At 61.5% G+C, this 13,743-nt stretch carries 12 protein-coding genes; 3 read left to right on the forward strand and 9 right to left on the reverse strand.

Annotated elements, in window-relative coordinates; all coding sequences use genetic code 11:
* Positions 1-164 precede the first annotated feature (164 nt).
* Positions 165-1,085 (forward strand): LysR family transcriptional regulator, encoded by a 921-nt coding sequence (locus HZ99_RS14830; protein ID WP_038443896.1) that lies wholly within the window; start codon positions 165-167, stop codon positions 1,083-1,085.
* 225 nt (positions 1,086-1,310) lie between these two features.
* Here the strand turns inward: HZ99_RS14830 and HZ99_RS14835 are convergent, their stop codons facing one another.
* The 9 genes from HZ99_RS14835 to bioB form a co-directional block, all read right to left on the reverse strand.
* Positions 1,311-3,089, reverse strand: coding sequence for an acyl-CoA dehydrogenase C-terminal domain-containing protein (locus tag HZ99_RS14835; protein WP_038443897.1), 1,779 nt, complete (start codon positions 3,087-3,089; stop codon positions 1,311-1,313).
* A gap of 319 nt (positions 3,090-3,408) precedes the next feature.
* A complete protein-coding gene (locus HZ99_RS14840) occupies positions 3,409-4,701 on the reverse strand; it encodes a sensor domain-containing diguanylate cyclase (RefSeq protein WP_038443899.1) in 1,293 nt (430 codons plus the stop codon).
* A 206-nt stretch (positions 4,702-4,907) separates the two neighbouring features.
* Positions 4,908-6,713 (reverse strand): phenylacyl-CoA dehydrogenase, encoded by a 1,806-nt coding sequence (locus HZ99_RS14845; RefSeq protein WP_029296902.1) that lies wholly within the window; start codon positions 6,711-6,713, stop codon positions 4,908-4,910.
* 277 nt (positions 6,714-6,990) lie between these two features.
* A complete protein-coding gene (locus HZ99_RS14850; protein WP_038443901.1) occupies positions 6,991-7,272 on the reverse strand; it encodes a hypothetical protein in 282 nt (93 codons plus the stop codon).
* 107 nt (positions 7,273-7,379) lie between these two features.
* Positions 7,380-8,060: a dethiobiotin synthase gene (gene bioD, locus HZ99_RS14855; RefSeq protein ID WP_038443903.1), complete on the reverse strand. Its 681-nt coding sequence runs from the start codon at positions 8,058-8,060 to the stop codon at positions 7,380-7,382.
* Entirely contained in the window at positions 8,057-8,869 is an 813-nt protein-coding gene (gene bioC / locus HZ99_RS14860; RefSeq protein WP_038443904.1) for a malonyl-ACP O-methyltransferase BioC, read from the reverse strand. The genes bioD and bioC overlap by 4 nt, the downstream gene beginning before the upstream one ends.
* Positions 8,862-9,593: an alpha/beta fold hydrolase gene (locus tag HZ99_RS14865; protein ID WP_038443906.1), complete on the reverse strand. Its 732-nt coding sequence runs from the start codon at positions 9,591-9,593 to the stop codon at positions 8,862-8,864. Before HZ99_RS14865 ends, bioC begins: the two co-directional genes overlap by 8 nt.
* A complete protein-coding gene (gene bioF, locus HZ99_RS14870; protein ID WP_038443907.1) occupies positions 9,586-10,764 on the reverse strand; it encodes an 8-amino-7-oxononanoate synthase in 1,179 nt (392 codons plus the stop codon). Before bioF ends, HZ99_RS14865 begins: the two co-directional genes overlap by 8 nt.
* Before the next feature lie 140 nt (positions 10,765-10,904).
* Positions 10,905-11,960 carry a biotin synthase BioB gene (gene bioB, locus HZ99_RS14875; protein WP_038443908.1) on the reverse strand — a complete coding sequence of 352 codons (1,056 nt, stop codon included), beginning with the start codon at positions 11,958-11,960 and terminating at the stop codon, positions 10,905-10,907.
* A gap of 92 nt (positions 11,961-12,052) precedes the next feature.
* Between bioB and HZ99_RS14880 the strand changes: the two genes are divergently transcribed.
* Together HZ99_RS14880 and HZ99_RS14885 are read left to right on the forward strand one after the other, a co-directional pair.
* Positions 12,053-12,790, forward strand: a complete 738-nt coding sequence (locus tag HZ99_RS14880) for a ComF family protein (RefSeq protein ID WP_038443910.1) — start codon at positions 12,053-12,055, stop codon at positions 12,788-12,790.
* Positions 12,791-12,855: 65 nt separating this feature from the next.
* Positions 12,856-13,620, forward strand: a complete 765-nt coding sequence (locus HZ99_RS14885) for a TOBE domain-containing protein (RefSeq protein WP_038443912.1) — start codon at positions 12,856-12,858, stop codon at positions 13,618-13,620.
* Positions 13,621-13,743 lie beyond the last annotated feature (123 nt).

A 13,743-nucleotide genomic window follows, 5' to 3' on the forward strand; every position in this document is an offset into this window, starting at 1 on the left:
GAACCCACCAAGCCATTTTTTGCCTTGCCTATGTAAACACCATCGCTGTAAACGGTATTCATCGCGCGTCTCGGCCCTGTAAGCCCTGTGAATAGGCGCTAGACTAGGCGCCTTGAGGGCGTACAGCCATTTCGATTTTCCAGCTTTTTCGATAAGCATTACTTATGGATTTCAAACAACTGCGTTATTTCGTCGCGGTGTACGAAGAAGGTCATGTCGGCCGGGCCGCCGAGCGCCTGTCGATCTCCCAACCGGCGCTGTCGCAACAGATCCGCCAATTGGAGCAGCACCTGGACGTAAGCCTGTTCGAACGCAGCAGCAAACGCCTGTTGCCAACCCTGGCCGCCCACACCCTGTACAACCACGCCCTGCCCTTGCTCGATGGTATGCAGCAAGCCGTCGAGGCGTTGCGCCACTTCAAGGGGCAAGCCCTGCGCACCCTGGCCATCGGCGTGCTGCAAACCGTGCATACCAGCCTGGTGCCGCAGATGCTCGAACGGGTGCGCAAGGCCCAGCCGCACCTGGTAGTGCAGATCTACGAGTTGACGGGCCTGGAGATCGAACGTCGCCTGCTCAATGGCTCACTGGACATTGGCATCAGCTACCTACCGGCACGCCAGCCCGGTTTGCACGGCGTATTGCTGTATGAAGATGAACTGAAAGTCGTCATCCCGGCCGACCATCCCCTGCGTGAATTCAAGAAAGTCTCCCTCAAGCAGGCGGCAGAACTGCCCATGTTGCTGCTGGGGGAAGAGTTCCAGATCAGGCAGATCTGGCAGGCGCAACTGACGAACCTGGGACGCCGGCCGCAGGTACAGGCCGAACTGAATACCATGGTGGGGATTCTCGACAGCCTGCCCTACACCAAACTGGCGACGGTACTGCCGGGCCGTTCTCAGGACGAACACAACAGCCAGGCGCTGCTGTGGAAACCCTTGAGCGAACCACGGGTGCCGCTGAAGGTGGGGTTGGTGTGTCGGGACGTGCAACGTCAGCAGGCAACGCTTGAGCTGCTGCGCACCTTGCTCGAAGGCGTGATGAATGGTCCACATGGGGCGGCGACCATGGTAGACGGGCTGGCCTGAACTTTTTCGCGGGCAATAAGAAAACCCCGCCGAAGCGGGGCTTTGCAGACTGTTTCCCTGACATCCATTTCACTCCGCCATCCTGGCAGAATCCTACGTGTCCATGTTGTTGCTTTGCGCTTCCTGCGCGACGTCCATGTGAAGTAGATTAGCCGTGGATCCAATCTGGCGATAGAGGACGATTAGCAGCACGTCATGTAAGAGAATGCTTACACGCCCTCCCCCTTAGAACTGCGTTTCGTCCAGCAAGAACAGCGATTCACTACCGGCCTTCACCGAGGCACTCAGGGAGTGGATACGCGGCAGCAGGCGGGCAAAGTAGAAGCGCGCCGTCCCCAGTTTGCTGGCATAGAAGTCTTCTTCAGCCTCCTTGCCCAAGGCCGCCTTGGCCATCAAGGCCCACATGTAGGCATAGGCCATGTAGCCAAAGGCATGCAGATACTCCACCGAGGCCGCACCGATTTCATTCGGGTTGGTCTTGGCGCGATCCAATACCCAGGCGGTCAGGTTGTCGAGTTCGTCCACCGCAGCGCTCAGCGGCAGGGTGAACTCGCCCAGGTCGCTGCTGGCGGTGGTGATGAAATGGCGCACCTCATCAGCGAACAGGGTGTAGAACGCCCCACCACTGCCAACAATCTTGCGCCCCATCAAGTCCAGCGCCTGGATGCCGTTGGTGCCTTCGTAGATCTGGGTAATGCGCACATCACGCACCAACTGCTCCTGACCCCACTCGCGAATATAGCCATGGCCGCCAAAAATCTGTTGGCCGTGCACGGTGGTTTCCAAGCCCAGGTCGGTGAGGAACGCCTTGGAGACCGGGGTCAACAGCGCCACCAGGTCATCCGCACGCTTGCGGGTCGCGGCGTCTTCACTGAACTTGGCGGTGTCCAATTGCATCGCCACATAGGTGGAGAATGCACGGCCGCCTTCGTTCGCCGCCTTCATGGTCAACAGCATGCGACGCACATCAGGGTGATTGATGATCGGGTCGGCGATCTTGTCTTTGGCCTTGGGGCCCGTCGGCGAGCGGCTTTGCAGGCGGTCACGCGCGTATTCGACGGCGTTCTGGTAGGAGCGCTCGCCAGTCGCCAGCCCCTGGATGCCAACCCCCAGGCGCTCGTAGTTCATCATGGTGAACATCGCCGCCAGGCCACGGTTCGGCTCGCCGACCAGATAGCCAACAGCCTCATCGAAGTTCATGACACAGGTCGCAGAGGCCTGGATGCCCATCTTGTGTTCGATCGAGCCACAGGTCACCGGGTTGCGCGCACCCAGGCTGCCATCGGCATTGACCATGAACTTGGGCACCAGGAACAGCGAGATGCCCTTGGGACCGGCCGGGGCGTCCGGTAACTTTGCCAGCACCAGGTGAATAATGTTTTCGGTGAGGTCGTGCTCGCCACCAGTGATAAAGATCTTGGTGCCGCTGACCTTGTAGGAGCCGTCCGCCTGAGGCTCGGCCTTGGTGCGGATAATCCCCAGGTCGGTACCGGCATGGGGCTCGGTCAGGCACATGGAACCGGCCCACACGCCCGCGTACATATTCGGCAGGTAGGTGGCTTTGAGTTCGTCGCTGGCGTGGGTGTTGATCGACACGCAGGCGCCGGACGTCAGCATCGGGTACAAGCCAAACGCCAGTCCCGACGAGTTGATCATTTCTTCGACCTGGGCCGACACGGCCTTGGGCATGCCCATGCCACCGTAGGCAGGATCGCCACCCACGCCCACCCAGCCGCCTTCGGCATAGGTCTTGTAAGCTTCGGGGAACCCGGCCGGGGTGCTGACCACGCCATTATCCCAGCGGCAACCTTCCTCGTCGCCGTTGCGGCTCAACGGGGCGATCGTCTTGGCGGTAACTTTGCCGGCTTCCTCAAGGATTGCTTCGACGGTTTGCGCATCCACGGTCTCGGCCAGGGCCGGCAATTGCGCCCACAGCTTGGCAACCTCGAATACTTCGTTGAGGACGAAGCGCATATCGCGCAGCGGCGCTTTGTAGTCAGCCATGGCAAACCTCGTGAGAACGTTAAAAGTGATTCGGTAGGATCGGTTTCACAGCCCCAGAGTGTAACCGAACAACTTTTGTGACACATAGGGTCCGCTTGTGACCAATTGGTATTTATCAGTCACGCAACCTTTGTAGGAGCCAACTTGCCACGGGCGTAGTCGGCATCGCCTTGGCCCGCGCCCAACTGCGCCTGCGCCACCAGCGCCATGCGCAGCCACAGGCAGGCATGGTGAGGTCTCCGGCGGCAGATGGCTCCAACCTACTGCCGCCGATTGCCCCGGACAATCACTGTACGGGCGCTGAATACACCACCATTACTCAACCGGCAGCGCCCTGCATGCGCACCGCGCCACGGCGGTTCTGGCCAGCCGCCACGACACAGTTACGCCCGGCGCCCTTGGCGTTGTACAGCGCCTGGTCGGCGGATTTGAGCACCTCTTCCGGGGTGCGCTGTTCGGCCTGGCGCTCGGCGACGCCGATGCTCACTGTCACCGAAACACTGGAATCACCACCCCCCGAACGTCGCTGGCGGCCCTGATGGTCGTCCTGGGGGCGACTGTCCTGGTTGCGCAACTTGATGTTGTAGTTGGCGATGATCTCGCGGATTTCTTCCAGGTGCGGCAGGCACTCGTCCAGGGTCTTGCCGGCGAACACCACGGCAAACTCTTCGCCGCCATACCGATAGGCACGGCCACCGCCGCTGACTTTCGACAGTTTGCTAGCCACCAGCCGCAGCACCTGGTCACCGACATCGTGGCCGTGGGTGTCGTTGAACCGCTTGAAGTGGTCGACGTCGCTCATCGCCAGCACATAGTTGCGCCCCAGGCGCTGCATGCGCTCGTTGAGGGCGCGGCGTCCCGGCAGGCCAGTGAGTTCATCGCGAAAGGCCATTTGATAGGCCTCATGGGACACTCCCGCCGCGATCATCAACATCACCTGGCTGCACATGATGTTCAAGGTGAACGGCAGGATAAAGGTCTGCGGTAACATCCAGAACAGCCCCAGCAACCCCACCAGTTGCGCGGCATGCAATGGCCGAGGCTCACGCCAGTACTGCACTGCCAATGCCACAAAGCCCAGGATGAACACCGGGTACGACAGTTGGATCAAGCTCATCCACGTACCATGCAAGGCCGGCCAGCGAATCTGCGCCAGCCAGTTGAGCAACGGTTCCGGATAACTCTGCGTCAGGCCCAATGCCACGCTTCCTACGGCGAGCAGCACCGCGCAGCGTGCGACAAAGTCACGGAACAGGTGGGTCTTCTCCTGCCACAGGGCATAGATACTGAACAGCATCGGCAACAGCAGGCACACCAGATGGAACACCACGGCAGCGTCTTCGCGCACGCGGCCATTGTCGCGGTAGAAATCCGTCTGGGTGTCCAACAGGAAATAGGCGACGTACACCGTCACCATCAAGAACAGCTCACGCTGGCGGCGGTACACCGCGCAGTAGGCACCCCCCAACAACAGCACCAGGGTGGGTAGCACGTTGAACAGGGAAGTGAAGAAGACACTGAGGTCCTTGACGTAAGCAGCCGACAACCCCGCCAGCAATAACAGCAACGATGGTAGGAAATGACTGAAACGGACAGCGGACGCGCGCGACAAGGGTAAAGCTCCGACCCACAAAATAGATGGCACAGTGCCTTCACTGCACACAGTTAAGCACACTCAATGTGATCTGCGTCACATTGCCATCACTGTAACGGCAGCAAGGCGCAATCCCTGAGCGCACCACTCAGGTTTTTTCACCCGCTCACAAAAAAGCCGCCACTCCCGAAAGAGCGGCGGCTTGGCAGTGAACCCGCCGAGGCTTAGTAGCCCAGGTCGAAGTTCTCTTCTTTCATGTCCATCAGGTTGTTGGCACCCGACAGCATGGTGGCTACGTGGGTGCGGGTACGCGGCAGGATGCGCTGGAAGTAGAAGCGCGCAGTCTGCAACTTGGCGGTGTAGAAGCCTTCTTCGCTGGTGCCGGCAGCCAGTTTTTCGGCAGCCAGGCGGGCCATGTCGGCCCAGAAGTAAGCCAGGCAGGCATAACCGGAGTACATCAGGTAGTCCACGGAAGCGGCACCGACTTCTTCACGGTCCTTCATGGCAGCCATGCCGACCTTCATGGTCAACTCGCCCCATTCCTTGTTCAGTGCAGCCAGCGGGGCGACAAACTCGCTGACCGCTGCGTTGCCTTCGTTGGCCTGGCAGAACTTGTGGACGATCTTGGTGAAGCCCTTAAGCGCTTCGCCCTGGGTCATCAGCACTTTACGGCCGAGCAAGTCCAGCGCCTGGATGCCGGTGGTGCCTTCGTACAGCATCGAGATGCGGCTGTCGCGAACGTTCTGCTCCATGCCCCACTCGGCGATGAAGCCGTGACCGCCGTAGATCTGCACGCCGTGGTTGGCGGACTCAAAACCGACTTCGGTCATGAACGCCTTGGCAATTGGGGTCATGAACGCCAGCAGGCCATCAGCCTGTTTCTTGGCTTCATCGTCGGTGCCGTACTTGACGATATCCACTTGCTTGGCGGTGAAGTACACCATCGCACGGTTGCCTTCGGCGAAGGCTTTCATGGTCAGCAGCATGCGGCGCACATCAGGGTGCACGATGATCGGGTCAGCCGCCTTGTCCGGCGCTTTCGGGCCAGTCAGGGAGCGCATTTGCAGGCGGTCACGGGCGTATTTGAGGCCACCCTGGAAACCGATCTCGGCGTGGGACAAACCTTGCAGCGCAGTACCCAGGCGAGCGGTGTTCATAAAGGTGAACATGCAGTTCAGGCCTTTGTTCGCCGGGCCGATCAGGTAACCGGTGGCTGCGTCGAAGTTCATCACGCAGGTGGCGTTGCCGTGGATGCCCATCTTGTGTTCCAGGGAGCCACAGGACACCGCGTTACGCTCACCCACCGAACCATCGGCGTTAGGCAGGAACTTAGGCACGATAAACAGCGAGATACCTTTGGTGCCAGCCGGAGCGTCCGGCAGGCGGGCCAGTACGATGTGGACGATGTTATCGGCCATGTCGTGTTCACCGGCCGAAATGAAGATCTTGGTGCCGGAGACTTTGTAGGAACCGTCAGCCTGAGGTTCGGCCTTGGTGCGCAGCATGCCCAGGTCGGTACCGCAGTGCGGTTCGGTCAGGCACATGGTGCCGGTCCACTCGCCCGACACCAATTTGGTCAGGTAGGCATCTTGCTGCTCGGGAGTGCCGTGCTCGGAAATGGTGTTCATCGCACCATGGGACAGGCCTGGGTACATGCCCCACGACCAGTTGGCTTCACCGACCATCTCGCTGACGGCCAGGCCCAGGGATTCCGGCAGGCCTTGGCCGCCGTGCGCCACGTCGTGGGCCAGGCTTGGCCAGCCACCTTCGACGAATTGCTTATAGGCTTCTTTGAAACCAGTAGGGGTTTTAACGCCTGACTCGCTCCAGGTGCACCCTTCGATGTCACCGACGCGGTTCAACGGGGCCAGCACTTGCTCACAAAACTTGGCGCCTTCTTCGAGAATGGCGTCAACCATGTCTGGGGTAGCGTCCTGGCAAGCCGGCAGGCTCTGATAATGCGCTTCGTAGCCGAGCAGTTCGTCACGAACGAAGCGAATATCACGCAAGGGGGCCTTGTAGTCAGGCATAGCGATAAACCTCTGCTGATGAATCCTGGAATGAACAACCGCGTGGATTTGTTGTAGCGGTCAAACAGTTGTTTGAAACATACGTTTACGCCCAATCCTTGTCAAGCGCCCAGCAGATGCCGTTTGTCATGACGTAGGTCAACGCCAGACACGACGAGGCCTGCAGCGTGATGCCGCACAGAATTTCAACGGGAGATAAATGTAGGAGTCAGCGATCGCAGTGTGTAAGGCACATCGCAATCGCCGGCAAGCCGGCGCTTACAGGAGAGCGGGGGGGTCAGGCGTAGGTGTCGATCAGCGTGCCGAGCACTTCATCGGAAGCCTTGGCAACTTTCGCCCCCAGCTCCACCTGAAATTTGCCTTCGGCCAGTTCCACCATGTTGCTGGCAGAGTTGGTCGGCTGGCCGCGATTGACCGCCTGCAAGCGATCACTCTGCGCATCCGAGGGCTGGCTGGTGCCCGCACTGGCGATCTTGCCGGCGGCCTGGTCGACACGGTTCTGCCCGGCCTGAATAGTGCTCAGGCCTGAATAAAACGCACTGCTTCCAGAAATTTCCATGGCGTGAACCTGCCTTGCAATAAATCGTGAATTTTCATTGAAGCAGACAATCTGGAAAAAGGCCCGTCAATAACACTAATAGCATAATGCCTTATCACTAGGAAAAACTAATCAAGCAAGTCCAGTTGCAGATACTCGGCCACCGCCTCAGCCGTGGGCTGCTTGAGCCTCGGCACCCGGCCCAGGCACGGTGCCGGCAGGCGTTCGGCCAATGTGGAGAGGTTTTCTTCCAGACGGGAGGTCTTCGGGTCGATGATATTGGCCACCCACCCCGCCAACGGCAAACCGTCCCGGGCGATCGCCTCGGCGCTCAACAGCGCATGACTGATACACCCCAGGCGCACACCCACCACCAGAATCACTGGTAGCTGCAAGGCCTTGGCCAAATCCGACAGGTTGTCCTCGCCAGCCAACGGCACGCGCCAGCCACCGGCACCTTCGATCAAGGTGAAATCCGCCTGTTTGTCGAGGATGCGCTGCATCGGTTTGAGCAGGGCCTGCACAGTCAACGCCACACCCGCTTCACGGGCCGCCAGATGCGGTGCAATGGCGGGCTCAAAGGCCAGTGGATTGACGTCGGCATAGGCAAGGGGCAATGAACACTCGGCCAGCAAGGCCAGGGCATCGGCGTTGCGCAAGCCCTTGCTTGTCACCTCACAACCCGAGGCCACCGGTTTGCCAGCGGCGGTACTCCTGCCTGCTTGCCGGGCGGCATGCAGCAGGCCTGCGGCGACGGTGGTCTTGCCGACATCGGTGTCGGTGCCGGTGATGAAATAGGCGGCGCTCATCGTGGCTTCTCCAATACGGCGTACACGACTTGATAGGTTGCCGGCAGGCCCCTGGCCTGGCGGAACTGCTCGTAAGCCTGCACCAGTGCAACAATCCGCGCCCGACCCGTCAACCCCCCCGGACGCCCAGGGTTCAGATTGTGTGCCCCCAATGCTTTCAATTCGTGGGTCAGGCTGCGTACATCCGGGTAATGCAGTACATGGGGACGCTGTTCCAGGCTCAACACACGCAGGCCACTGGCCGCACACAGCTGTTGATAAGTACTGAACGGGCGAAAGCGATTGACGTGCACCATGCCGTCCGCTGCCCGCCAACTTTCGCGCAACTCATCCAATGTACCGACGCACAGGCTGGAAAACGCCAACACCCCACCGGGCTGCAACACACGCCAGGCTTCGTTGAGCACCGCCGTGAAGTCGGCACACCACTGCACCGCCAGGCTGGAAAAGATCAACCCACAACTGCTGTCCTGCAGGGGCAAACGCTCGGCATCCCCGGCGATAAAATGCGCCGCGCCGCCCAAGGGCCGCGCGTGATGAAGCATACCTTCGGCGATATCCAGCGCCAGGCCTTGGCCCTGGGGATACGCCTCGTTCAAGGCACGGCTGAAGAACCCGGTGCCGCAGCCCAGATCAAGCCAGCGCCGTGGCTGCAACGCCGACGGCAAGCGCCTGAGCAACTCGCTGCCCACGTCTCGCTGCAACGCGGCAACACTGTCGTAACTGGCCGCCGCCCTGGAAAACGACGCCGCGACCTGGCGCTTGTCAGGCAAGGCGCCCGGTAGCGGAGGATGGGACAAATCAGTCATCACCGCACTCATGCAAAAAAGCCTGGATCGCCCCCGCCACGCCGTGGGGGTTATCCAGTAGGAAAGCGTGGCCGGCCTGTTCAATCAAACCGATCTCGACATCAGGTAATAGCTTCAATAACTCGGTTGCTGCCTCACAAGGCACCAACTCATCCAGACCGGCAAACAAATGCAACTGCGGGCCACGGAAAGCCTGCAAGGCCTCGCGGGTGTCCAGTTGCGCGAGCAGCTCAAGGCCGCTCATCAGCACACTGGAGGGGGTCGTCGGCGCACTGCTGACCAGCAAGCGCGCCAGGCCTCGCGGGTCTTGCGTGCCCTTGGCACACAGCAGGCCGAAGCGTTTGAGGGTGACTTGCGAGTCGGCATGACACCCGGCCAGGAACGCATCGAACGCCTCAGCCGGCATCGCACTGGGCCAGCCCTCATGCGCCACAAAACACGGATTGCTGGCCAGGGTCAGCAGGCCACAGCAGCGCTCGCCCCGTCGCGCCGCCAACTCGGACGCGAGCATCCCGCCCAGGGACCAACCGCCCAGCCAGACGTTGTCTGGCAAGGTGGCGTCGAGTTCGTCGAGCCATTCGTCGAGGTCGCTGCCCGCCAGCGCGGGCAACGGTTCGATATCCACCCGCAGGCGCCCGTCCAGACCGCACAAGGCGGCGGCCAAGGGCTCCAGTGGCGACACCCCCAGGCCCCAGCCGGGAAGCAATATCAGTCGATCACGCATGGTCGGACTCCCGGCCTGACAAGCGCAAACACTCGTCCAACGCCTCTAGCAATAGTCCCACCTGCGCCTCGCTGTGGGCGGCCGTCAATGTCACACGCAAGCGCGCACTGCCGGCCGGCACGGTGGGCGGGCGGATGGCCGTGACCATGATCCCGCGCTCACGCAGCATCTGTGACAGGCGCATTGCCCGGCCACTGTCGCCAATCATGATCGGCTGGATCGGTGTGAAGCTGTCCATCAACACCAGGCCGATCTGCTCGGCACCCTGGCGGAATTGACGGATCAGCGTGTGCACATGCTCACGTCGCCAGTGCTCGCTGCGCAGCAGTTCCAGGCTTTTGAGGGTGGCACAGGCCAGCGCCGGCGGTTGGCTGGTGGTGTAGATATACGGGCGGGCGAACTGGATCAGGCTTTCTATCAGTTCCTCGCTGCCGGCGACAAACGCCCCGGCGGTACCAAAAGCCTTGCCCAGGGTGCCGACCAATACCGGAACATCCTCCTGGCTCAGGCCGAAATGTTCGACGATCCCACCGCCGTTGGCGCCCAACGGCCCGAAGCCATGGGCGTCATCCACCATTAGCCAGGCTCCCCTGGCCCGGGTTTCGCGGGCTAGGGCTGGCAGGTTCGCAAGGTCACCGTCCATGCTGAACACACCGTCGGTGACCACCAGGGTATTGCCGCAGGCTTTTTCCAGGCGCTTGGCCAGGCTGACCGCATCGTTGTGCAGGTAACGGTTGAAACGTGCGCCGCAGAGCAGGCCCGCATCCAGCAGGGAGGCGTGGTTGAGCCGGTCTTCGAGCACCGTATCGCCCTGCCCCACCAGCGCGGTGACGGTGCCGAGGTTGGCCATGTAGCCGGTGCTGAACAGCAGCGCACGCGGGCGCCCGGTGAACTCGGCCAGCGCCTCCTCCAACGCATGGTGCGGGGTACTGTGGCCGACCACCAGGTGCGAAGCGCCCCCACCCACGCCCCAGCGGGCAGCACCGGCCTGCCAGGCTTCGATGACTTGCGGGTGATTGGCCAGGCCCAGGTAGTCGTTGTTGCAAAAGGCCAATAGCGGCTTGCCGTCCACCACCACCTGCGGGCCCTGGGGGCTTTGCAGCAGCGGGCGCTGGCGATAGAGATGTTCGTTACGGCGGGCAGCGAGGCGCGCGGCGAGATCGAAAGACATGCTGGCCTCGGTAGATCAGATTGAACTCGACCCACTGTAGGAGCAGGCTTGCCAGCGATCGCGGCGACACATCCAACATCAATGTGCCTGACAGACCGCTATCGCCGGCAAGCCGGCTCCTACAGGTGGACTGTGGGGGATCAGACGGCAGCGTTGTAGAACTGCTCGCTGGTCGATTGCTCGACCAGTGCCTGCTCAATCGCCGCCTGGTGCACTTCATCGGCATGCTCCTGGCCGGCTTGCGGCAGGATGCCCAGGCGCGCGAACAGCTGCATGTCCTTGTCCGCCTGCGGGTTGGCGGTGGTCAGCAATTTATCGCCATAGAAAATCGAGTTGGCACCGGCAAAGAATGCCAGGGCCTGCATCTGCTCGTTCATCGCTTCGCGCCCGGCGGACAGGCGCACGTGGGATTGCGGCATCATGATGCGCGCTACGGCGAGCATGCGGATAAAGTCGAACGGGTCGATGTCCTCGGCGTTTTCCAAAGGCGTACCCGCTACCTTGACCAGCATGTTGATCGGCACCGACTCCGGATGCTCCGGCAGGTTGGCCAGCTGGATCAGCAGGTTGGCGCGATCGTCCAGGGATTCGCCCATGCCCAGGATGCCGCCCGAGCAGATCTTCATCCCCGAGTCGCGCACATACGCCAGGGTTTGCAGGCGCTCGCTATAGGTGCGGGTGGTGATGATCGAGCCGTAGAACTCCGGCGAGGTATCCAGGTTGTGGTTGTAGTAGTCCAGGCCAGCCTGGGCCAGGGCCTCGGTCTGCTCCTGGTCGAGACGGCCGAGGGTCATGCAGGTTTCCAGGCCCATGGCCTTCACCCCTTTGACCATCTGCAACACGTAGGGCATGTCTTTGGCCGACGGGTGCTTCCAGGCGGCACCCATGCAGAAACGGGTCGATCCGATGGCCTTGGCGCGGGCTGCCTCTTCAAGGACCTTCTGCACTTCCATCAGCTTTTCTTTTTCCAGGCCGGTGTTGTAGTGGCCCGACTGCGGACAATATTTGCAATCTTCCGGGCAAGCGCCGGTCTTGATCGACAACAAGGTGGACACCTGCACCCGATTGGCATCGAAATGCGCGCGATGCACGGTCTGCGCCTGGAACAACAGGTCATTGAACGGCTGGACGAACAGGGCTTTGACTTCGGCCAAAGACCAGTCGTGACGCAAGGTGGCAGTGAGGCTGGCGCTCATGGGCGATTCCTTGTTTATGCTTGGGCAAGCGCTGTGGGAAGGGCAATACCCACAGGCACGACACGGATGCTCGGCATATTTAAGGAAGATTCATGCACTGTCAACCTGAGCGCAAACGCAACGTTTACATCTGGTTAAAAAGCAATCAAATCTGTTTGCTTTGTGATGAAGCCACTGATTCCCCCGCTACCATCTGCAACGCCTGCGAACTAGACCTGCCCTGGCTGACGGACTGCTGCCAGGTGTGCGCCCTGCCCTTGCCGGCCAGCGGTCTGATCTGCGGCCAATGCCAGCGCTCACCCCCGGCATTCCAGCACGTGGTGGCACCCTGGACCTATGGCTTTCCGCTGGACAGCCTGATCAGCCGCTTCAAGCACCAGGGCAAATGGCCCCTGGGACAGATGCTGGCAAGCCTGCTGGGGCAATGCCTGCAAGACCGCTTCGACAATGCCGAACTGGCACGCCCCGACCGCCTGCTTCCCGTGCCGATGGCCACCAAGCGCTTGCGCCAGCGCGGTTACAACCAGGCAGCCATGCTCGCCCGCTGGCTGAGCCGGGGCCTCGACCTGCCCCTGGAGGAACGCCTGCTGCTGCGCCCCCATGACACCATCGCCCAGCAGCAACTGGACGCCAGGCAACGCCAGCGCAACCTGCTCAAGGCCTTTGCCCTGGCACCCGGTGTGCAGGTCCGGGGCCAGCACCTGGCATTGGTGGACGATGTGCTGACCACCGGCGCCACCGCCCACAGCCTGGCGCGCTTACTGATGGACGCCGGCGCGCGGCAGGTCGACGTGTATTGCCTGGCGCGCACGCCCAAGCCCGGTACATGACTTGACTCTGGCGGCGCCTGCCCGCAACGTCCTGTGCATTCCAAGCCAGTGTGCAGCCGTCCGCCATGCCTTTACCGTCTCTGTTGAGCCAACATATTGTCCGTCGCCCCCAGCGCATCGCATTGCTGCAACATATCGCCGAGCAGGGCTCCATCACCCGCGCCGCGAAAAGCGCCGGCTTGAGCTACAAGGCGGCGTGGGATGCCATCGATGAGTTGAACAATCTGGCGCAAAAGCCCCTGGTCGAACGCAGCGTCGGCGGCAAAGGCGGCGGTGGCGCACGGTTATCGGCAGAGGGCGAGCGGGTGTTGCGCCTGTATCAGCGCCTGCAGACCCTGCAGGCCCAGGTGCTGGAGGCGGCCGAAGACGCCAGCGACTTCAACCTGCTGGGCCGTCTGATGCTGCGCACCAGCGCGCGCAACCAGTTGCACGGCCAGGTGATTGCCATCGATAGCCATGGCCGCAATGATCGGGTACGCCTGGAACTGGCCGGTGGCTTGCCCCTTGATGCACAGATCACCCATGACAGCACCCTGCGCCTGGAACTGGAAGCCGGAACGCAAGTCGTGGCATTGATCAAGGCTGGCTGGCTGGAACTGATCGCGGCTGACCAGGTGCCGGCGCCTGGATTCAACTGCATGGGCGGTGTGGTCGAGGCCATTCTTGATGCCGATGATGGCCCCAGTGAGGTGCGCATCACCTTGCCCAATGGCCTGGTGCTGTGTGCACTGGCGGCACCCGAGCAGCTCAAGGCGCTGGCGGCGAGTGAAGGCACGCGGGTGCAGGTGCAGTTTGCGCCGAGCAATGTACTGTTGGGCACGCCGGTTTAGGTGATCTTTAGGGCCTCATCGCGGGCCAGCCCGCTCCCACATTTGAGCGGTGTACACAGAAACACTGTGGGAGCGGGCTGGCCCGCGAGGGCGATCGTACACACACCACCTATCTCTGGCCCG

It is taken from the genome of Pseudomonas fluorescens (assembly GCF_000730425.1).
GTDB lineage: Bacteria > Pseudomonadota > Gammaproteobacteria > Pseudomonadales > Pseudomonadaceae > Aquipseudomonas > Aquipseudomonas fluorescens_X.